The sequence below is a fragment of the Arthrobacter sp. 01T419 genome, assembly GCF_056398865.1.
In genome coordinates, this window is record NZ_JBFTQF010000014.1 from 1 (window position 1) to 21,083 (window position 21,083).

General features: G+C 64.9%; 20 protein-coding genes. 3 read left to right on the forward strand and 17 right to left on the reverse strand.

Annotated elements, in window-relative coordinates:
• The 6 genes from AC1DLO_RS17500 to AC1DLO_RS17525 all read right to left on the reverse strand — a co-directional run.
• The coding region (locus AC1DLO_RS17500; protein WP_476914551.1) for a hypothetical protein at positions 1-158 on the reverse strand (158 nt) is incomplete at its 3' end.
• 46 nt (positions 159-204) lie between these two features.
• On the reverse strand, positions 205-1,119 hold the full coding sequence (locus AC1DLO_RS17505) for an ABC transporter substrate-binding protein (protein WP_476914539.1): 915 nt from the start codon (positions 1,117-1,119) through the stop codon (positions 205-207).
• Between the two features lie 115 nt (positions 1,120-1,234).
• Positions 1,235-1,963, reverse strand: coding sequence for an ABC transporter permease subunit (locus tag AC1DLO_RS17510; RefSeq protein WP_184741541.1), 729 nt, complete (start codon positions 1,961-1,963; stop codon positions 1,235-1,237).
• A complete protein-coding gene (locus AC1DLO_RS17515) occupies positions 1,960-2,610 on the reverse strand; it encodes an ABC transporter permease (protein WP_476890953.1) in 651 nt (216 codons plus the stop codon). The genes AC1DLO_RS17510 and AC1DLO_RS17515 overlap by 4 nt, the downstream gene beginning before the upstream one ends.
• Positions 2,607-3,713 carry an ABC transporter ATP-binding protein gene (locus AC1DLO_RS17520; protein WP_476914540.1) on the reverse strand — a complete coding sequence of 369 codons (1,107 nt, stop codon included), beginning with the start codon at positions 3,711-3,713 and terminating at the stop codon, positions 2,607-2,609. The genes AC1DLO_RS17515 and AC1DLO_RS17520 overlap by 4 nt, the downstream gene beginning before the upstream one ends.
• Positions 3,710-4,441 (reverse strand): IclR family transcriptional regulator, encoded by a 732-nt coding sequence (locus AC1DLO_RS17525; RefSeq protein WP_476890955.1) that lies wholly within the window; start codon positions 4,439-4,441, stop codon positions 3,710-3,712. The genes AC1DLO_RS17520 and AC1DLO_RS17525 overlap by 4 nt, the downstream gene beginning before the upstream one ends.
• 201 nt (positions 4,442-4,642) lie before the next feature.
• Here AC1DLO_RS17525 and AC1DLO_RS17530 point away from each other — a divergent pair, with 201 nt between their 5' ends.
• Complete coding sequence (locus AC1DLO_RS17530; protein ID WP_476890956.1) at positions 4,643-5,842, forward strand: allantoate amidohydrolase; 1,200 nt, start codon at positions 4,643-4,645, stop codon at positions 5,840-5,842.
• Positions 5,839-7,212 carry a formimidoylglutamate deiminase gene (locus AC1DLO_RS17535; RefSeq protein ID WP_476890957.1) on the forward strand — a complete coding sequence of 458 codons (1,374 nt, stop codon included), beginning with the start codon at positions 5,839-5,841 and terminating at the stop codon, positions 7,210-7,212. The genes AC1DLO_RS17530 and AC1DLO_RS17535 overlap by 4 nt, the downstream gene beginning before the upstream one ends.
• A 49-nt stretch (positions 7,213-7,261) precedes the next feature.
• Here AC1DLO_RS17535 and AC1DLO_RS17540 read toward each other — a convergent pair whose 3' ends face one another.
• Entirely contained in the window at positions 7,262-8,467 is a 1,206-nt protein-coding gene (locus tag AC1DLO_RS17540; RefSeq protein ID WP_476890958.1) for a cysteine desulfurase-like protein, read from the reverse strand.
• A 168-nt stretch (positions 8,468-8,635) separates the two neighbouring features.
• On the opposite strand from AC1DLO_RS17540, the gene AC1DLO_RS17545 reads away from it, so the two are divergent.
• The gene (locus tag AC1DLO_RS17545) at positions 8,636-9,385 is read left to right on the forward strand and encodes an HpcH/HpaI aldolase family protein (RefSeq protein WP_476890959.1); all 750 of its coding nucleotides are present in this window, start codon (positions 8,636-8,638) and stop codon (positions 9,383-9,385) included.
• Between the two features lie 58 nt (positions 9,386-9,443).
• On the opposite strand, the gene AC1DLO_RS17550 is transcribed toward AC1DLO_RS17545, so the two are convergent.
• From AC1DLO_RS17550 to AC1DLO_RS17595, 10 genes are all read right to left on the reverse strand, one after another.
• Entirely contained in the window at positions 9,444-10,163 is a 720-nt protein-coding gene (locus tag AC1DLO_RS17550; RefSeq protein WP_476890960.1) for an aspartate/glutamate racemase family protein, read from the reverse strand.
• A 138-nt stretch (positions 10,164-10,301) separates the two neighbouring features.
• Positions 10,302-11,861 carry a helix-turn-helix domain-containing protein gene (locus tag AC1DLO_RS17555; RefSeq protein WP_476890961.1) on the reverse strand — a complete coding sequence of 520 codons (1,560 nt, stop codon included), beginning with the start codon at positions 11,859-11,861 and terminating at the stop codon, positions 10,302-10,304.
• On the reverse strand, positions 11,858-12,907 hold the full coding sequence (locus AC1DLO_RS17560) for a DUF917 domain-containing protein (RefSeq protein WP_476890962.1): 1,050 nt from the start codon (positions 12,905-12,907) through the stop codon (positions 11,858-11,860). The genes AC1DLO_RS17555 and AC1DLO_RS17560 overlap by 4 nt, the downstream gene beginning before the upstream one ends.
• 70 nt (positions 12,908-12,977) lie before the next feature.
• Positions 12,978-14,045: a DUF917 domain-containing protein gene (locus AC1DLO_RS17565; RefSeq protein WP_476890963.1), complete on the reverse strand. Its 1,068-nt coding sequence runs from the start codon at positions 14,043-14,045 to the stop codon at positions 12,978-12,980.
• Positions 14,038-15,597, reverse strand: coding sequence for a hydantoinase/oxoprolinase N-terminal domain-containing protein (locus AC1DLO_RS17570; protein ID WP_476891036.1), 1,560 nt, complete (start codon positions 15,595-15,597; stop codon positions 14,038-14,040). Before AC1DLO_RS17570 ends, AC1DLO_RS17565 begins: the two co-directional genes overlap by 8 nt.
• Positions 15,598-15,648: 51 nt before the next feature.
• Positions 15,649-16,992 carry a purine-cytosine permease family protein gene (locus AC1DLO_RS17575; RefSeq protein WP_184741552.1) on the reverse strand — a complete coding sequence of 448 codons (1,344 nt, stop codon included), beginning with the start codon at positions 16,990-16,992 and terminating at the stop codon, positions 15,649-15,651.
• A gap of 262 nt (positions 16,993-17,254) precedes the next feature.
• Positions 17,255-18,232 carry a carbohydrate ABC transporter permease gene (locus AC1DLO_RS17580; protein WP_476890964.1) on the reverse strand — a complete coding sequence of 326 codons (978 nt, stop codon included), beginning with the start codon at positions 18,230-18,232 and terminating at the stop codon, positions 17,255-17,257.
• A gap of 11 nt (positions 18,233-18,243) precedes the next feature.
• On the reverse strand, positions 18,244-19,200 hold the full coding sequence (locus tag AC1DLO_RS17585) for a carbohydrate ABC transporter permease (RefSeq protein ID WP_476914541.1): 957 nt from the start codon (positions 19,198-19,200) through the stop codon (positions 18,244-18,246).
• A gap of 31 nt (positions 19,201-19,231) precedes the next feature.
• The gene (locus AC1DLO_RS17590) at positions 19,232-20,194 is read right to left on the reverse strand and encodes a phosphodiesterase (RefSeq protein WP_476890966.1); all 963 of its coding nucleotides are present in this window, start codon (positions 20,192-20,194) and stop codon (positions 19,232-19,234) included.
• Positions 20,195-20,246: 52 nt separating this feature from the next.
• Positions 20,247-21,065, reverse strand: a complete 819-nt coding sequence (locus AC1DLO_RS17595) for a tyrosine-protein phosphatase (RefSeq protein WP_476890967.1) — start codon at positions 21,063-21,065, stop codon at positions 20,247-20,249.
• Positions 21,066-21,083 lie beyond the last annotated feature (18 nt).

The window sequence follows — 21,083 nt, forward strand, 5'->3', positions numbered from 1 at the left end:
TACACGACCAGGTCATCCGGACGCTCCGCGACCTCCGGGTCCAGGTTGTTCATCAACATGCGCAACGGCGCCTCGGTCTGCCAGCTCTTCGCGGTCAGCTCCGTACCCCGGGCAGCTTTGACCGGACGCGCTCCGGTAGTGAAATCGGCACTCATTATTTAGTACTCCTTAGGTCTTTGCTGGACTAGTTGCTTCGTACTCGAACTAGGCCAGATTCTTCGACTTGAGCCAGTCCTGGGCGATTTGTCCCATGTCCTCGAACTTGGCGGTCCTGCCGTTCATCTGGATCAAGTCTTCGGTGGTCAGTGCGGCGGAGACCTTGTCCAGCACGCCCTTGACGGTGTCCGTGGACTTCTTCTGGTTGATGAGCGGGACGATGTTTTCGGACAGGAACAGGTTCTTGTTGTCTTCCAGGGCAACCAGGTTGTTGGCGGCGATTGCCGGATCGGTGCTGAAGAGATCGGCAACCTGTACCTGACCGGAAAGGAGGGCGTTGAGCGTGAGCGGACCTCCGGCGTCGAGCGCTGAGAAGTCCTTGAAGTCGAGGTTGTAGACGGACTTCAGGCCAGCGACACCGTTGATACGGGTCTTCCACTCCGGCGGGCCTCCGAGGACGAGGTCCTTGGCCACGGGCTGGAGGTCGCTGATGGACTTGAGGTTGTACTTGTCGGCAGTTTCCTTCTTGACGGCCAGGACGTCCTTGTCTTGTGCCTTGGACGCCGTCAGTTGGGTCAGTCCGGACGGGATCTTGGTGCTCAGCTCCTTGGTGACTTCATCCTGGGTGACTGCCTTGGTGGCTGAGTCGAGGTACTGCAGGAGGGCTCCACCGTATTCCGGCATGAGGTCGATGGAACCGTCCTTCAACGCCGGAATGGTGACTTCGCGGCTACCGATGCTGGGCTTCTCCGTGACCTTGACGCCCTTGGCTTTGAGGGCCTCGGCGTAGATCTTCGCGATGAGTTGGCTTTCCGGGAAATCCGCGGAACCCACAATGATGCTGTCGGTGGAGCCGGCGGCCTGGGAGTTGTTGGAGGAACTCATGGGATCCCCGCCGCCACAAGCGCTCAGGGCGATCGCGGTGGCTGCCGCCAGGGCGAATCCGGTCAGGTACTTTTTCATGTCAATTCTCTCTGGGGAGGGCCGTCGCAGGGCATGCGGTGGCCAAGTTGGGGTGGGTCGAATGGTGTTGCAGCCGCCGGGCGGGGGCCTGGCGACCGATGGAACGGGGAGTTGCCTACACCGTGACGGGCGTTTTCACGGTCTCGTCCGGGGCGGCCACAGCGGCCGCCTTGACCGTGCGCCGGGTCAGTCCGGGTGAGACGACCCTGCGGGTGATGAAGGCGAGCAATTGGTCGAAGAACAGGGCCAGCAGCGCAACCAACACGGCGCCGGCAACCATCTGGCTGTAGTCGTTCTGGGCTTTGCCGTCGATCAGCAGCCGTCCGAGGCCGCCGAGCGAAATGTACGCTGCGATGGTCGCCGTCGAGATGATCTGCAGCAGTGCGCTCCGGACACCGGACAGCATGAGCGGAAGCGAGCAAGGGAGTTGGATGTCCGTGAGGATCTTCATGGTGCGGAAGCCCATGCCCTTGGCGGCATCGACGGCGGCGGCATCCACAGCGCGGACACCGGCGTAGGTGTTGGTCAGGATGGGCGGGACCGCGAGCAGCACCAGGACGATGAGGCTCGGCAGGATGTAGCCCATCTTGGACGGGAAGGCTGGCGAGATCAGGAGGACCAACAGGATCAGCAGGCCAACACTGGGGAGGGCGCGGAGGGCGTTGGCCAGGCCGGCGATCATGAAGACGCCCTTGCCGGTGACGCCGATGTAGATGCCGAGCGGAACTGCGATGATGGCCGCGACGGCCAGTGCGATGAGGGAGTAGAGCAGGTGCTCCCCGATCAGGGTGGGGATACCGTCGGCGCCGCTCCAGTGCGCGGGATTGAACAAGTAGTTGATCATGATGCCACCACCTTGGGGGTCCACGGTGTCAGCCACCGGTTGAGGAGGATGATCAGTCCGTCAAGGATCATGGCCAGAACCACGCAGAGGATGATGCCGGCGATGATCGGGGTGAAGAACCGCAACTGGAAGCCCTGGGTGAAGAGCGAGCCGAGCTGCGGGATACCCAGCAACGCTGCCACGGAAACGAGGCTCACGTTGGAGACCGCCGCGACGCGCAGGCCTGCGCTGATGACGGGGACGCCGACGGGAAGCTCCACTTTCACCAGGCTTTGGTATCCGCGGTAGCCCATGGCCTTCGCGGCTTGGACTGTGTCTTCCGGTACGGAATCCAAGGCGTCAGCCACCACGCGTACCAGCAGGGCCACGCTGTAAATGGTCAGGGCGGCAACGATGTTGAGCGGGTCCAGGATCTTGGTGCCAAGGACCAGCGGCAACAGGACGAACAACGCGAGGGAAGGGACCGTGTAAAGGAGGCCCGCGATGCCCACCAAAAGGGGGTAGATCCGGCGGCTGCGGTGTGCCCACCAGCCAAGGGGCAGCGCGATCAACAGGCCCAGGATGAGGGGAGTGACGGCGAGCAGTACGTGCCAGCCGAGGAGGAAGACGATGTTGTCGGATTGGCGGCCCAGCCATTCAAAGTTCATCGCGCCGTCTCCAAGTGTGGTTCCGCCTCGATCGCCTTGACGACGTCGGTGGCAGTCACCGTGCCGATGAGCTCGCCGTGTTCGTTGACGACGACGCCGCGCCGGCTGGGTGAGGAGAGTGCGGCGTCGAGCAATTGGCGCATGGTCCCGGAGGACGATGCGGAGGTGCCGCTGAGGTTCAGGTGCTCCCTCTTGAGTTCGCCCTTGATGAGATCGGCTTGCGCCCAGCCGAGCGGCCTCCGCAGAGGGTCGACCACCAGCACCCAGGCTCCTGTGGCCTTGCTTTGCGCCTCGGCGGCGGAGGCACCAAGGGTGACCACGGCTTCTTCGGCAACTGCTACCGTGCCGGCCGCATTGGTGAAACCGAGCGAACGGTAACCGCGGTCACGCCCCACGAAGTCGGCCACGAATTCGTCAGCAGGGGACGTCAGCAGCTCCGACGGCGTTGCCATTTGGGCGAGCTTGCCACCGACGCGCATGACGGCAACCTGGTCGCCGAGCTTGAGGGCTTCGTCGATGTCGTGGGTGACCATGATGATGGTCTTGCCGATCTCGCGCTGCAGCCGGAGGAACTCCTCCTGGAGTTGCGCCCGGACCAYGGGGTCGACGGCGCTGAAGGGTTCGTCCATGAGCATGAAAGCTGGATCCGAAGCCAGCGCGCGGGCCACGCCAACGCGCTGCTGCTGTCCGCCGGACAACTGCCACGGGTAGCGCTTCGCGAAACTCGCCGGGAGGCCGACGCGCTCCATGAGTTCGAGGGCCTTCATGCGCGCCTTTTGCCGGCTCTCGCCAAGCAGCACGGGCATGGTGGCCACATTGTCCACGATGGTGCGGTGCGGAAACAGGCCTGCATGCTGGATGACGTAGCCGATGCGGCGGCGCAGCAGCGCTGCGTCCATGCCGGACGTCGGCTCGTCATCGAGGTAGATGGTACCGCTGGTGGGTTCGATGAGGCGGTTGATCATCCTCAGCGAAGTAGTCTTGCCACAGCCGGATGGGCCAACCAAGATGGTCAGCTTGCCGGTGGGTGCCTCGAGGTTCAGGCCGTCGACGGCGACCGTCCCATCCGGGTACGCCTTGGTGACATTTTCAAACTTGATCATTTCTTTTCCATGCTTTCCTGGGGCACTTCATGGTCTCCGGAGGGTTCCACGAGGATGTTGTCCGCCACCCTCGCCAGTTCCTCGCCAAATGTCTGGGCCTTCGCCTCGTCCAAGCGGTAGCTGGGCGCGACGATGCTGAGGGCTGCCACGGTGCGTCCGCCGATCACAATGGGTGCGGCGACGGCCGTGATGTCGTCTTCCACGCCGCTCCGCACGATGGCGTAGCCGCGGCCGTTCTGCCCGCCGGTGAGGACCTTGCCAGCGGCGGACCCTTCCAGCGGAATGCTCCTGCCGACCCAGCTGGTGTGCCGGACGGAGCGGGTACCTTCGACGATGGCAATGTAGATTCCGGTTTCCCCAGGACCGGGAATACTCAAATAGCAGGACTCGCCCGTTTCAGCCACAAGCCGCTTCATGTGTGGCGTGCAGAGCGATACGAGAGGCTCCTGTCCCAACGCGAGGGCTCCCAACTGGATCACGCTGGCACCAGGACGGAAGTTTCCGCCCGGATCCCGCTTCACGAATCCGCTGCCTTCCAAGGTGCGGAGGAGGCGGAGTGCGGTGCTGGCCGACAAGTCAACAACGCGTGCTGCGTCGCTCAGGCTGATGGAGCCATCCGTGCAGACCGCGCTCAGGAGGGCCAAGGCCCTTTCGACCGTCCGTGTAGAGGAATCTGCTGCCACTGCTTGGCCTGCTTTCAAGTGGTCTGGATCACCATGTCTTGCCACTAAGTAAAAATCAACTTTCATCGAATGGCAAGAGATTTCGGGAAATTACCTGAGATTCCGGGATTTGAGACACCCTGTGACGTCAAGGCGTATCGGCGGTGTTTCCAGCCTGTTAATTGTGATGGCTCTACGCTCAGGGTCTTGTCAAGGAGTGGAATCTGGTTTTTACTTGGTGGCAGTCTTCATTAATCGGAGGAACACGTGGAAACCGTCAATCAGCTCCTTGACTCAATCAAGGACGTGGGCCGCGATGCGGTGCGCGGAGGATACTCCAGGGCCGTCTACTCGACGCCCGAGCTCGACCTCAGGCAGTGGTTCATCGAACAAGCCCAGCAGCGCGGCCTCGACGTCGAGACCGACCGCAATGGCATCATCTGGGCTTGGTGGGGAAAGCCCCAGGACGGTGCGCTTGTCACCGGCAGCCACCTCGACTCCGTCCCTGGCGGAGGGGCGTTTGACGGGCCGCTCGGCGTCGCTTCCGCGCTGGCCGCCGTCGACCTCCTCAAGTCCCGCGGCACGGCCCCCAAGCGTTCGCTGGCCGTCACAGTCTTCCCGGAAGAGGAAGGATCCCGCTTTGGCGTGGCCTGCTTGGGGTCGCGGCTCCTGACCGGCGCCATCGACGTCGACAAGGCGCTGAACCTGCGCGACGTCGACGGCAACACTTTTGCCGACGTCGCCCGGGGCCACGGCCTGGATCCACGGCACGTCGGATCCGATCAGGAGGCGCTTGCGCGAATCGGCGACTTCGTTGAACTCCATGTGGAACAGGGCAAGGGGCTGGGCCAGAGCGGGCCGGCCATCGCCGTCGGAAGCTCCATTCTGGGCCACGGCCGCTGGAAGCTGAGCGTCAGCGGCCAGGGCAACCACGCCGGCACGACGCTCATGGCCGACCGTGCCGATCCGATGGTCGCGGCCGCGCAGATCGTCGTTGCCGTCCGCGACACCGCGGCCAAGCAGCCGGACGCCCGGGCCACCGTGGGCCGCCTGACGCCGGTTCCCGGCGGCACCAACGTGATTGCGTCGCGCGTCGATCTGTGGCTTGACGCCCGCCATCCCGACGACGCCGTCACGGCACAACTGATCGAATCGATCTACTCCGCAGCCCGGGAAATCGCGGCGAGCGAAGGATGCACCGTCACCCTCACCGAGGAGTCCTACAGCGACACGGTGCACTTCGATCCCGGCTTGAGCCGACGCATCAGCGACCTCCTGCCCGGGGCCCCAGTTCTGGCTACCGGTGCAGGGCACGACGCCGGTGTGCTGGCTGGACATGTCCCCTCGGCGATGGTCTTCGTCCGCAACCCCAGCGGAATCTCGCACTCTCCTGAAGAATACGTGGCCGACGAGGACGCTTCCGCCGGCGCCGTTGCCCTTGCCGACGTTTTGGAGGGACTCCTGTGAGTGCATTCTGGTGCGAGACGGCCTTGGTAAGCGTCGACGGCGGTTCTGGCGCGGGCGGTGCTGACGCCGGCGGTTCGACGGCGGCCGCCGGCGTCCGGCTGGAGGTGGAAAACGGCCGCATTTTCAGGATCGCCACCGGGGTCCAGCCCGAGCCCGGTGACCAGGTACTGAATGGCGTCGTTTTCCCGGCGGCGGCCAACGCCCACTCGCACGCATTCCACCGGATCCTGCGCGGACGGACGCACGATGGCCGCGGTGACTTCTGGGTATGGCGGGAGCAGATGTACCGGAGCGCCGCGGAACTGACACCCGAGAAATACGAAAAGCTCGCAACGGCAGTCTTCACCGAAATGGTGGTCTCGGGCTTCAGCAGCGTGGCGGAGTTCCACTACGTCCACCACCAGCCTGAAGGAACACCATACGCCGAGCCGCACGCGATGGAATTGGCGTTGGCAAGGGCAGCCGTCGCAGCCGGGATCCGCCTCACTTTGCTGGACACCCTTTATCTCGCGGGAGGCATCGGAACACCGCTCAGCCCCGAACAGACACGGTTCGGCGACGCCGACGCCCAGGCATGGTTGGACCGGCTTGCCTCCCTGCGAGTCGAGGTAGCGCGGACCTTCCCGCTGGACATGGTCAGCGTGGGAGCCGCCCTGCATTCCGTCCGTGGGGTGCCCGAAGAAGCCCTTAAAACCGTGGCGGCGCACCTGCCCGACGACATCCCGCTCCACATCCACCTGAGCGAACAACCGGCTGAGAACGAGGCCTGCCTGCAGGCCTACGGCGTCACCCCGGCAGGACTTCTTGCCCGGCATGGCTTGTTGTCCGCGCAGCTCTCCGCCGTCCATGCGACCCACCTGGCACCGGAGGACGTCCAGTTGCTCGGGGACGCTGGAGCCACTGTGGTGATGTGTCCGAGCACCGAGGCCGATCTCGCCGACGGGATCGGGCCGGCCCGCGCATTGTCCGACGCCGGGGCGATCATCGCGCTCGGCACGGACCAGCACGCCGTGATCGATCCTTGGGTTGAAATGCGCACTCTGGAGCACGGAGAGCGCCTCGGTTCCGGTCAGCGGGGCAGGTTTTCACCGCAGGAACTGCTTCGCGCCGCCACGGTCGGGGCGGCAGCTTCGATGGGCACTCCCATAGCGTCGGCACTCGAGGCAGGCGCAGTCTGCGACCTCATGGCTGTGGCTCCGGACTCGGTGCGGACCGCCGGTTCCATGCCACAGCAGTTCGCGTTCAGCGCGACGGCGAGTGACGTTACCGCCGTCGTCATTGCCGGTGAACTTGTGGCTTCGAACGGAGTCCATGTACGCCTTGGCGCCCCGGGGAGGCTCCTGATGGAGGCACTCAAAGAGTTTTCCTAAGGGCGTCACGGAGGCAAGAACGGCACGCTTAGGTCCAAGCCTGCACGACCTAGGGTGCCAGTTCCTCAACCCCGCGGAGCAGCCGGGCGACGTCGTCCGCGTCGTTATACGGCGCCAGGCTTGCCCGCACAGCACCGCCGTCGTGCCTGACGCCCAAAGCCTGGGTGAGCTCCCATGCGTAGGCGTGTCCATGCCACACGTTCACCCCACGGGCCGCAAGACGCGCCGCCACCTGTTGCGGAGTGCGGCCGGCAACTCGAAAGTACGCCACCGGCGTGCGCGACGCCGGTCTGCCGAACAAACGCACGTGCGGCATGGCCGCCAGCGCGTCAAGGAGCACGGCGAACTCAGCTTCCTCATGTGCCTGGACGGCCGCCATTGAGTTCAGCACCCGCTCCCTGCGGGATTGGCCCGGGTTGCCGCTGAGTCCCGCAACGTGCTCGACGGCGGCGGTGACGCCTGCGAGGTCCGCAAAAGCCAGCGTTCCGGTTTCGAATCTCTCGGGCACTGAGTTGGATGATGCGGCGAGCTTGTCGGGCTGAAGCGACTCGAGCAGGGCCGGATCGGCTACCACCGTGCCGATGTGCGGGCCGGACCACTTATACGCCGAGGTAGCGAAGAAATCTGCGCCCAATGCGGCCATATCGATGGGTACGTGCGGCGCGGCGGCGACTCCGTCTACGTAGGTCAAGGCGCCGTGACGATGGGCGATATCGGTGATGGCGCGGACACCCGGCCGGGTTCCCAGAACGTTCGACGCTGCGGTGACCGCGAGCAATCGGGTGCGCTCGTTGACCAGCCCTACGAACTGGTCCACCGGGAGTTCGCCCGTGGACGTATCCACGATTGCCCACCTGACGCGAACGCCATGCCTTTCGGCGAACTGCACCCAGGGGCGGACATTGGCATCGTGATCCAGCTGGGACAATACGATCTCGTCTCCGGGGCTCCACTGTTTTGCGATTGCGCCGGCAAGCCGGTACGTCAAGGTGGTCATATTGGGAGCCAGGATGACGCCGTCGGGCTGGCCGCCCACCAGGTTCGCCACGGCGAGCCGCGCCTCGGCCGCCAGCTTGTCCGCACGCCGGCTGGCGGGAAATTCTCCATGGGCGTTGCCGAGTCCGCTGCGGTAGGCGTCCGACACTGCGTCGATCACGGAATCCGGAAGCTGTGTGCCTCCAGCGCCGTCCAAGTAGGCGGTTCCGTCGGGGGGGGCGGGGTACTGCTTCCGAAGGAGATGAATGTCGAGCGTCATCGGGCTAGGCTATGGGTTTGTCGTTCGGGCGTCGAAGGGCGGAACGCCTAGTTTCCGGGCTCAGAAAGGGCAGTCTGCCCAACGTGCCTGGTGCGCTCCCGCCGTAGATTTGCCTCGGTTGACCCGACCCTTCAACTGCCCTGCCCCGGAACCTCACCAGGAGAAACCATGACGTCGACCCATATGCTCAGTCAACTGACGAACCGCCTTGGCGCTTGGGTCACTTTTCTGGACGCGCACGGCATAGAAGCCTTGTCCGGCAGCGGATTCGACTGGATCGGCATCGACTTGCAACACGGCACCGCCGCCTTGGAGGGACTCCCCGGGTTGCTTCGCGCTTGCGAACTCAACCGAACGCCTGCTTTGGTGCGAACGTCTGGGCACAGCGCGGCGGAGATCGGCCATGCGCTCGACGCCGGAGCGGCCGGCGTCGTAGTCCCCATGGTCGAGTCTGCGGCACAGGCCGCGGCGATCGCCGCCGCCTGCACCTTTCCGCCGGAGGGTGTCCGCAGTTCCGGGGCTTCACGATCTGCCATCGCGGCGCCTTCCCTGCTCCAGCCTGAAGGGAGGGTGTTATGCCTGGCCATGATCGAGAGCGCCGCCGGGCTGACCAATGCCGAAGCAATCGCGCAGACCGATGGGATCGACGGGATCTTCCTCGGCCCCTACGATTTGGCCCTGTCCCTGGGCGCCCATGGCGTCACGGATCCGAAGACCATCGACGCGATCGGCCGCGTTCTGGCCGTGGCCCGGAATCATGGGAAGCTGACGGGTGCGTTCAGCGGCTCCCCGGAGTTGAGCCGTGCGTTGCACGACGCCGATTTGTTGGCTGTCGACTCCGACCTCGCCTTCCTGCGGGCCGGCGCCGAAGCCAAACTCGCGGCCACCCGCGCGGCACTTTCGGCCGCACGGGACTAGGTTCACCACAGGACTAGGTTCACCACAGGACTGTTCACCACGGGACTCGGCCACCGAGTCAGACGCTGCGGGTCTTCACCGGCGGACGCATGTACGTGGTGCGGCTTGGCCGTACGCCCAGCCTTGCGCTGCTTTCGAGCCAAGTGACAGCGGCACCGGTGGGATCCACCACCGGTACGTACGTGCCGCTCTCTTCGAGCCGCCGCTGTAGTGCTGCAGCCACCCCGAGCATTCCGGTGCACCCGAGCACGATGACATCGGCCTCGCCCTTGGCGACAGCCTCCGACGCCTGGACGTAGAGGCGGTCCAGAAGCAGTTCGTGGTCCTCCAAGCCGAGCACAGGCAAGTCCACCACGCGGATGCAGCCGATCCGCTCGCTCAAGCCATACCGCCGGGTGAGGCTGCGGAGCATCGGCAGAACGTTGGGCAGCACCGTGACGATGCCAATCTTTTCGCCCAGGCTCAAGGCGTGCAAGACCGCCGGTTCGAAGCCGCCAACCACCGGGTAGTCCGCGATCTCCCGCGCCGCGTGCACGCCCGGATCGCCGAAGCACGTGACGAACACGGCATCAACGCCGTCGCTGCTCGCCTCATCGATCCGGTCAAGGATGCCCGGTGCCGCGAGGGCTTCGTCGTACTCGGACTCGATGCTTGCCGTTCCGCGCGCCACGGCGACCACGTCGAAGGTGGTTCCCGGGGCGACCCAGGCGGCGATCTCAGCGGCGACCGGCTCGGCAAAGCTCTCGCTGATCACGGGGACTATGACTCGAAGATGCATGACAGATCCTTCCGTAAGGGGTACATGTGCTGGCAACACTAGGTGCATCATCCAAAGCCCAGAACGGGCAGAGCGCACTGCGAACCCAGGATCATTGTGCCGAGTGCCCGGACGGACTTGGATCTTCCCGGGCAGGGCTTAGCCGTGCTCAGTCTCGATGGTGCGGCAGGCCAATTGAAGCGCCAGCCGCTGGTTGGGATCATCGAGGTCCACGCCCAAGCGCTCGCGGAGTCGGTGCAGGCGTGCCGTGACGGTATTGCGGTGCAAGCCTAGGACGATGCCAGTAGTGGAGACCGAGCCTCCAGCCTCAAGGTAGACCTGCAGCGTGCGGAGAAGCTGCCCGCCGTCGACGCCTTTGAGGGGTGCCAGCGCAGTCTCGGCGAACGCCCGCAGGATCTCGGAATCCTGCCACGCAGCCAAGAGTCTCGCGACGCCCAGCTCATCAATGTGTTCGGCCGCAGGACGGTAGTCGTGCGTCCTTGCCAGCGTTGCCGCATCGCGCGCTTCCAAGAGGGTGCTGGCCAACCCACCGGGGCCATGGTGGACACGTCCCACTCCGGCCACCACCTCCCAGTGGGCGGGCAGTTGGGCCAGCACAAGGCGCACCGAGCGCAGAACCCGGCGGCCATCCGACGACGGCGGTTCGGTAGCGCTGCTGATCCAAACGGTCCAGCCATCACCACGGTCCACTACTGGTCCAACAAGCTTTTGGGCCTCCAGGGCGCTCCGCAGTTTCCGCATGGAGGTCACGGGATCATCCTGCAAGGGATCCCCAAGCCGGGCAGTCCGGAGCAGGTGGATTCCGACGTGCCAGTCCTGGAGGCGCCAGCCCGCGGACAACGCACGTTCCACGACATCTTGGCTCGCCACACCCTGCCCCGCGATGAGGTCCGCGAGAAGGCGTCCATGGAAGACCGAATCCCTCTCGGCTGCCGCGCGCTGACTGGTGAGCCACGCCCGGACGTAGGGTTCGGCAACTGCCAAGGCAGAAGCCGTTGCGATGCGCTGGTGCTCGCCGCTGCCGGCCGTCTGGGAAGCGAGCCACGCGGCGGCCTGCGTTGACCCTGGCTCTGTCACCGGATGGACCAGGATTTGTCCGGAAGGTGAGGGGTCGCTGTGCTGTGGAACGGTGAGGTCCAGCCTGAGTGTCGAAGGCAAGCTGAGAGGCTCACCGTGGATCGCGCTCCCGTCCGAGGACAGCAGCCAGACCGCTTGGGATAATGCCAAGCTCAGTGCGGCCAGAATGTCTTCCGCCGTGGTCTTGGTGCTAAGCCGACGGACCACGTCCTCGATGAGCCTTGCCCGCTGCACTTCGGGTGCACGGACCCGGATGGTGAGACGATGGAGCAGGTCCACGAGGTCGGCCCCCACAATGGACAGCACGGGAATGGCGAGACGGTCGGCCAACCGCAGGGTGGAGAGCAAGGGTGGCTGCTCTTCGGCGGTGATCAGCAGCGCTGCAACACCGGCCGATTCCGCCCGCCGGACGAGGGCTTCCAGACGATAGGACGGTGTCACCGCTTCTGCGGCGCACACCACAAGGTGACCGTTCGCCGTCGTCGGGAGCTCCCCTGTGTACCAGCTCAAGTCCCGGACCTCGCGGCCGAGACCCTCCCGTCCGGCGACGACGCCGGCCCCGGCGAGCACTGTTTCGGTGAGGAGTTCCCGGACACTGACTGGGGTGAAATTAGCGGTCACCGGGTGGCCTCCGGCCGGCCCGCGTCGATCCCGAAAGCGGCGAGTCCGATCAGCTCTTCAGCCCCGTCCGGCCAGCCCGGCATGAGCGGGAGACGAAGCAACGCGATGGATTGTCCCGAGCGGAGCCTGTCCGGCGGGACGGGCACAAAGGTCAACGGGTCCAACACCGCCAAGACATCCGGCGCGGACGCACGGGAGACGCCGTCGACGGCTACGTTCAAGTATTCGTCGAGCATGTCCAGCCTGAGGATATGCCCCGCTGAACGGTCCATGACCGTGAGGCTCCCAGGGATATCGCCGCGCCGGGGCCGGATCTCATCCACCCTGCCTTCGCATAACAGCTCGCCGCCCAGCCTGGCAGCGAGGTCCGAAACGCTGCGCCCCGCGGAGTCGGCCAAGGCCTGTCCGAGCGCAAGGCAGCCGCTGACCGAACCCGGCAGGCCAAGTGCCGCCAAGGTGTCCGCGCGGCACGGGTAGAGGGCCACCGCTGCGGCGCCTCCGAGGGCGGCGACGTTCGCGCGCATGATCCGATCGGCGGCATCGACGGATGCGGATTCGATAATGACGGAATCTGCCGCAGGCCCGACCACCGCCATGGGCGTCGCCGGATGGCCTGCGGCGGCGAGCGTTGTCTGGCTGATGCGAGGGAAGGCCCTGCCCATGAGATCGCCGTCCACCACAGGAAGGCCAAGCACTTGCGCGGCAACCAAGGGGATGAGTGCGTTCAAACCGCCGATTTCGATCACGCCGATGGCTCCAACGCGTTGGCGCAGCGCACCTGCTAGTGCCGTGACGGCATTGGCGAAGTCTTCTCCACCGGGCGGCCGCTCGGCGACGACATCCGGTGCTCCGGCAAGCCCGACGTGGACCACGACGGTTTCCGGCGGCAAGCCTTCCGCTGCTACCAAACGGGCACGCCCTCCGTCCTGGAGCGCATGACGCAAAAGCCGGGCCCCGACGGCGACGTCCCCGCCGCCCCCGGAACCCAGCAGCCCAGCGCCTGAGGCCAAAGCGGACACATCGTCCACGCCCAGATAACGCTCCATCGGCGATCCTGGTGTCACAGCTGTGGTGGCACGGGATGGGTCCTCATGTTGATCATTGTGGCATGGCGATTCAGCCGATTGGCACGTACTGATGGTCGTAGCCGAAGTAACCCGGTCCTACCAGTTCGAGCGCTGCATCGGTGCGCCAGCGCGGATCGCAAGGGGCAGCGAGGACTGTGACCCGGACGCCATAGCGGAGCATCTCCGTGGTGACTGGCTCGCCGGAATCCGTGTCCAGGACGCAGATGAGATCCGGGACGCTCGCTACCACTTCGCCGTCGCGCCGCGCCACGAGGTGTTCGTTCTGGAAGGCGAGTTCGAAGTGTGAGCCAAGGTCCTCGCCAACGCCATCCAAGTGTGCCTCGCCGCGTGCGAAGCCGGCCTCCGTCTTGCGCTGGATGTCCACGATCTTGCCAGTGAACAGCTTCCGGCCGCGCAGCAGTTCCGTCGCTACGGCTACCGGATCCCGGTGTTGTTCGCGGGCTTCGCGGATGCCGGTTCCCAGCCGTTCGCACAAGGTGATGGTTCCAGGAACCATGAGCTCCTTGATTTGCTTGCCGGTCAAGACGTACAGGCTGACCGCGGCCGTGCAACCCATCTCCACGGTGACAGCGCGGGCCAAGCGTTCGGCCCAGGCATTGTCCACGGTCTGTAGTGTGATGGCATTACCGCGCTCGTCCGCCATGGTCATGGGACTCGCGTGAACTCCGCTCAGCGTGGGCAGGACCATTTGAAGCTCGGGGAAGGCACGGCCCATAGCGTCGGCGTCAACCAAGGGTAATCCCAGTTCTGCCGCGGCAATGAAGGGAGTCACCGAGTTCAGGCCGCCGGCCTCGATCGAGACCGTGTGCGTGACGCGCTTGCCGATCAATTGCTCGACGGCGCGGAGGGCGTTGGTGGCTTCGTCGCCCGCCGGCATCTTCTCGAGCATTACCGTGGGGGCGCCCATGAGCGCAACCGGGACGACGACGGCGTCGTCTGGCAACTCGTCGACGTCGAGCAGGGTCACTGGACCGTGCCGGCGCAGTGCCTGCTCGGCCAGGAGGCGGCCGACGTAGGGATCGCCGCCGCCTCCCGTGCCCAGCACCGCGGCACCGCGGGCGATGTCCGACATCTGGGTTTCGTCAATTTCACGCATTGTTGCCTCCAAGAGCCAGGTTGCCGACTGCTTTGACCCGGATACGTGTGGCGTTGCCGGGCAAATACGCCAAGGGAACTTCTTCGATGTCCACGATCGAGACCGAATCGGGGCGTGCTCCGGCCGCGATGGCACGGTCGGTGGCTTCCTGCCGCGCGGCGTCGAGCACTGAATCGCGACTTCCGGGATCCACGGAGAAGACCCGGTCTACTTCGCCACCCACCTGCGCGATCGCCGCACCAATGGCATTGGCGACCGAACCGTGCTCGGGCCGTAGCACTGCCGAGGCGCCGGCGAGGTTGTCCGGGACCAAGAATCCGCCGCCGCCGACGACCACCACGGGCACAGGTTCGGCCGAGGTCCTCATTCGGTCCACGGTTTCGGCCGTCCGCGTAGCGATGCTTTCCAGGGCGGCCCGCACCATTGCGGGGTCCAGTCCAGCCACCCGGTCCTGCTCGCCGAGCTGAATCAGGCCAGCCGCCGCGGCAATATCGGTAGCCGTCAGGGTGTCTCCGCCGAAGAGCAGGGCACGTTCGGTCAACGCGTAGCCGACACTGCCCGGACCCACCTCGACCCTCCCGTCGAGCGAGCGGACCAAACTGCCGCCGCCGATTCCAATGGACAGCACATCGGGCATGCGGAAGTTCGTCTGGACCCCTGCGACAGCGACGTCGGTAGACGCCTCGCGCGGGAAGCCGGACTGGAGGATTCCGACGTCGGTAGTGGTGCCGCCGACGTCGACCACCGCGCAATCTTGCTCCCCGGAAAGGAACGCCGCCCCGCGCATCGAGTTGGTGGGGCCCGACGCGAACGTGGCCACTGGGTACCTCCGGGCGTAGTCGATGTCCATCAGGGTGCCATCGTTCTGGCTGAGGTACACCGGCGCGCTAATACCTGCGTCGGCTACGGTGCGGCTGAGGCCTGACGTCACGTGGTCGGCGAGGTCGCGCAGCGCAGCATTGATGATGGTGGCGTTTTCGCGGCCGAGCAGGCCCATCCTTCCGATCTCGTGGGAGAGGCTGACGGACAATTCCGGATACTCGCTCTCCACGATCTGTGCTGCCCGCAGCTCGAACTCGGCATTGATGGGGGAGAACACCGAGGACAGCGCAATGGAGCGGGCACCGGCGTCCGCAACCTTGTCCAGGACTTCCCTGAACTCGCGCTCGTCGAAGGGGCTGATCTGGCGGCCGTCATACTCGTGTCCGCCGTGGCAGAGGTAGCTGTGTCCGCCGAGGACGTCCACCAGGCGGCTTGGCCAGTCCACCATTGGCGGCAGTGCCCGGGTGGCCGGAAGTCCGAAGCGGATGGCTGCCGTTGGGGTCAGGCTCTTGCCCTCCACGAGCGCATTGATGAAGTGCGTCGTGCCGATCATGACGGCGGCTACGTCGCCGGGTTCGAAGCTGGCAGCTTCGCGGAGCTGCCTTAGGGCGCTGACGATTCCGCTGGTGACGTCCTCGGTGGTGTGGGTCTTGGTGGCAGCCAGGACGCTGCTGCCATTCATGAGGACGGCGTCGGTATTGGTGCCGCCGACGTCTATGCCGATGCGGATCATGGTTGATTCTCCTTTGATTTCAGGTACGGGGGACGGCGACGTTCGGCGTTAGGAGGCGGCAGGTTCCGGGACGGAAATTGGCTCGTGGTCCGGGTAGGTCTTGGTGCTGCCGATGCCCCGGATCAAGCCCATTCGTCCCGCGACGGCGTAGAGGATGAAAGCAATGAAGAGGGAATTGATGGACGGCAGGCCCCATGCCACGAAGTATCCGATGACAGAGGCGAGCACCCAGATGACGATCGTGGCGGGTACCCACGAGGGGGCGTGTTCGGGCAGGCGGCCGAGCTTGCGGCTGGAGTCCAGTTCACTTCGCCATTTGCGGACCACGAAATACTCGGCCACCATGATGCCTGCGATGGGCGGGAAGACGACGCCGAGCAGGATGAGGAAGTCCGTGAAGTGTCCCAGGATTCCCGCTGCGCCCAAGACAGTGCCGATGAGGCCGACGGTGAGGGTAACAGCACCGCGGTGCAGTTTGCGCTTCATGGTGCGATCGGCGAAGTTGACGATGCCCAAGGAAGCCGCGTAGAGGTTCCAGTCGTTGATCTTGAGCGTTGCGGTGATGACGATCAACGTGCCGATGAAGCCGGACGTCGAGGTGACGATCGCGACGACGTCGTTGGTCTTGAGGGCCAACGCCAGCAGGACGCCGATGAGTCCGATGACGTATTCCCCCAGGGTGATACCGAGGACGGTTTGCTTGACGACGTCCTTGGCCGAGCGGTTGAAGCGGGACATGTCCGGTGTAATGACCGCGCCAACGATAAAGCCGCCGGCAACAATCGTGGTGCCTTGGATCAGCGTGAGCGCGGGGCCTCCGGGCGGTGCCGTGAGGAGGTCTCCCAGGCTGTGCTTGGACAATTCGGCAATGATGGACCAGCCCGCGAGCAGGAGGAACGCGGGTACGGCGACGTACGCGGTCCAAGCCATGGAAGCCATGCCGAACATGACGATCAGGGTGACCAGCACGCCGAATATGAGGGCCCATGCCCACGCGGGAAGAACGCCGACCAAGTTGGCCAGGCCTTGCGCCGAGACCGCGTTCTGGATGCCGAACCAGCCGATGGCACTCAGGCTGATGGCGATGCCGATCAGTGAGGATCCGGCTCCGCCAAAGCCCGTCCAACGGGCGAGTACCGACGTCGACAGGCCTTCGCGCTGTCCCGCGATACCAGTGAAGATGGTGACGATTTCAAGGATGACCGAGCCGAGCGTTATCGCGAGGACGGCACTCCAGAAATCCATGCCGAAGCCGAGCGTGGCCCCGAGCAAGAAGCTGGCCAGGGAACTGAGCTGGCCAAAGCGCTGGGTGGCCACCGAAAACCAGTGGAAGCGTGCGGATGCGGGAACCCGTTCAAGTGCATAGTCATCGTGACCGACTGCTGTTGCCATCGGGACCTCCAAGGATTGTGGGTTGGGGAGGTCTTCAAGATATGCCTGAATGTGGTGTCCATCACGGGGCATGATGCCCTGTTTACGATGAGTAGTAGGGCATCATGCATTTACTCCCACCCAGGACGCTCGCTCACCTTTGTGGCTGTTTTTCGGCACCCTCGCTCATTTCTAGTGAGCGAGGGTCGGCCGAAACGGCGGCATATGTGAGCGAGGGTCGGCCGAAACGGCGGCATATGTGAGCGAGCGTTCCGGGCGAGCGCTACTTCAACCCCGAACGGACGAAGGCGTCCACGACGTATCGCTGCAGGACGATGTAGATCAGGAAGATCGGCAGGCACGCGAGGGAAGATGCAGCCATGATGGCGCCCCAGTTGTTGCCTTCGGCGCCCAGGAAGCCGCGGATGCCTACCTGGATCAGGGCATCGGACTTCTGCATGATCAGGGAAGGCCACAAGTATTCGTTCCAGGCGCTGATGAACAGCATGATGCCCAAGGCCGCCAGCGCTGGCCGGAGGTTCGGAACCACCACTTCCCACAGTGTCCGCCACGAAGACCGGCCGTCCATCTGGCTCGCATCCAGGAGATCCTTGGGGAAGGCCTCGAGGTGTTGCCGCAGCATCATCACGGCGAAGGCCGAACAAAGCTGCGGGATGACGACGCCGGTGATGGTGTTGAGGAGACCCATCTGGGACACCAGCAGGTAGTTGGGAATCATGGTGACTTGGAAGGGCACCAGCCAGGACCCCACGAACAGCAGGTACAGGGCCTTCTTCCCAACAAAGTCCCAACGCGCGAAGCCGTAGGAAGCCAGGATGGCCACGAGCAGCTGGGACGCAGCCAGTGTCAGTGCCATGCCGAAGGTATTTGCCAGCATGCCCGCGATGGGGATGGTCTTCAGGACGTACTGGAAGTTCTCCAGGCTCAGCGGTCCCGGCAACGGGTTGGTGGACAGGGCGTCCGACGACGGCCGGAAGGCCGTGACGAACATCCAGTAGATGGGGAAGATCGAAACGATCGCCAAGGCGATCAGCAGAACGTGGCTGGGCAGTGTCCTCAAAAACACAGTCCGCAACGACCCAAGCCGCAACGACGCAAACCGCGTGCGTCCGCGCCCGGCGGCAGGCGCCGTCGTCGGCCCTGAAGCTTTCGAAGGCTCTGAAGCCTCCGAACGCTCCGGGACTGTCGAAGCATCAGCGGAACCAGGCTGGGCCGGCGGGGCGATGGTGATGAAGGCCATGGTGGTTCTTTCTAGTTGTCGTAGAAGCTGAGTCGTTCCGAGAGCTCCACGAAGACCAGGGCGATCAGCCCGAATCCGAGGAAGAAGAGCGTGCCCGCGGCGGAGGAGAGGCCGGCGTCGAAGTTCCTGAAACCGAACTGGTACAGCAGGTAGTAGATGTTGGTAGACGAATTGCCCGGCCCGCCCTGCGTCACCAGGTCGATGATGGGATATGTCCACTGCGCGGACAGCAGGATGGTCATGAGCGCGAGGAAGACCAGGCTAGGCGAAAGTAGGGGGATGATGATCCGCCACGTGATCTGCCTTCCGCTGGCGCCGTCGATCGATGCAGCGGCGGCATAGTCCGGGCTGATTCCTGCCAGCCCGGCTGAAACCACCAGCACGCCGAAGCCGAGCATCTGCCAGCCGACGATCACGATCACCGCAGTCATCGAACTGTCAGGATCGCGGAACACATTGCCCATCGGGGCGCCAAGGGCTGCGGCAATCGCCGGAATCGTTCCGCCCTCAGGAGCGAACAGCCACCGCCAGATCGCGCTGCTGGCCACGGGGGTGATGAGGAACGGCACGAAGATCAGGGCCTGGTAGGCAGTGCGGGCCTTGCCCTGGACCTTGCGCGAAAGTAGCGCGAACACGAGCGGCAGGGCAACGGAAATACCCAGGAACGCCAGGATGTACAAGCCGGTGTTGATCAGGGCCTGGTGCAGTTCGGGCAGGCTCAGGACCTTCGCGTACTTCTGCACGTCAACGTATTGCTTGGGCTTGGTGGGGATCAGGTTCCAGTCGTTGAAGGACAGGTTGACGGTCTGTCCCAGCGGCCAGTACGTCCAGACGAGGAGCAGGACGACGGCGGGAAGGATGTAGAGGTAAGGGCTCAGGGTGCGGCGCTTGGAGCGCCGGGTAGCCGTGCGCCCGGCCGGGSCGGCAGGGGCAATGCCCGCTGCCGGCCCGGCGGTCTCGATGAACATTCTGTCGGCTTCCTTTCGGTGCTGTGGCTGGTCAGCGAACGCTTTCGGCGAGCTCGCCGTCGGCCGTCTCGGCGTCGGTGGAGCGCTCGACGTCGGACTCCTCACCGGGGGAGGTCATCGCGGCGGTTGCTTCTTCGAGGGTCATCTTCTGGAATGCTGCCATCTGCTCGGCCGTGACCGAGTACACGGTGGAGAACTCGCCGATCGGGACGACGGAGCTGAGCATCTTGTCCTGGTAGAGGTGGATCAGGTTGAACGCCTGGGCGCCGTTCTGGCCGCGCATCGACTTCGGTGCAACGTTCAGGTCCTGTGTGTAGCACGTGGCCGAAGCAACCGTCACGGTAGCCCCGGCGAAGGTGCTGAAGGTGGAGTAGTGCAGGTGGCCGGCCAGGATGCCTCGGACGTCGGTGCCTTCGATGACCTTTTCGAAGCGGCTCTGCTCACGAAGTTCGAACATTGCCATCATCTCCAGGGGGCTGGGGACCGGCGGGTGGTGCAGGGCGATGAGGGTGCCGTGCGGGGCCGGGGTGGCGAGGACATCGGACAGCCAGGCCAGCTGCTCGTCGGAGATTTCTCCGTGGTGCTTGCCCGGAACCGTGGAGTCCAGGGCGATGATGCGCAGGCCGTTGACGTCGTGGACCATGTCCACGGATTCTTCACCGGCGTCGGAGTCCAGGAGGCCCGAACGGAAGGCCGTGCGCGCGTCGTGGTTGCCCATGACCCAGATGATCTTGGCGCCGAGTTCCTCGGCCACGGGCTCCACGATGTTGCGCAGGCGGACGTAGGCGTCGGGGCGTCCGGTGTCGGCGAGGTCGCCGGTGAACACCAGAGCCTCGGGCTTGACCTGGGCTTTGACGAAGTCGCGGAACAGTTGGCGGAGGTTCTCGTCGCTGTCCACGCTGCCGTGCAGGAGGTCGTTGTCGGCCACAAAGTGGGTGTCGCTGATGTGCAGGATGAAGTGCTCGGGAGCGGGGTGCTGACGTTCGGTGCTCATGGTCTTGTCTCCTTGTAAGGGTCTTCGTATGTAGCTGCGGTGACGGTGGTTCTTAGCGGGTGGAGCTGACGGTCAGGACGTCCCTGAGCCGTTCGATGTCGGCGTCGCTGAAATCGTGCGCCTGGAGCAGGCCGGTGGTGCTGCCGTACATTTCGTCAACGAGGTCCAAGGTGGTCGCCAGGACGGTGGCGGGGCTCGCGGAGATGATTTCCCGGAGTTCCTCGCCGACGCCGGCCAGGCCCGGGTGGCCGGAGGCGGCGGCCATCATGGCCTCGCTCCATTCGCCGCGTAGGTTCTCCTCGCTGGCCGTGTAGTCGAGGATCACTTGCTCGCGATCCACTCCCGCCGCCAGGAGGGCCAGGGCAATCACGACGCCGGTGCGGTCCTTGCCTGCCGTGCAGTGCACCAGCACGGGGTCCGTTCCGGAGTCCGCAATGAGGCGAACCGCGTCGGCAAGGCGCCGGGCGTGGCTGCGGATCATGAGGCGGTAGATGTCCACGAGGGTGGTGATCTCCGCGGTACCCGGGACGTGGCCCTCTTCGAAAATCGGGTTGTGCCTTATGTCGACGGCGAGTCCGTCGAGTTTGCTGGGTGATTTCGCCAACTCGGTGCGGTCGCGCAAATCGATGACCATACGGATGCCGAGCTCGGAGAATTGCCGGCGTCCGGCGTCGGTCAGCCCGTGCAGTGCGTCCGAGCGGTACAGCTTTCCTTCGCGGATGGTCCACGCGGCGGGCGCATCGGCCTGCGCGGCAGCGTCGGTCCGCACGTCGGCGGCGTAGCCCGCCGTGCTCCGGAAGTTATAGGTGCCCTCCACGGGGTAGGGGTGGTTGCGGGTTCCGAAGACTGCGTCCTCGGCAGTGGTTGTCACAGCTGGTGTCCTTTGGGA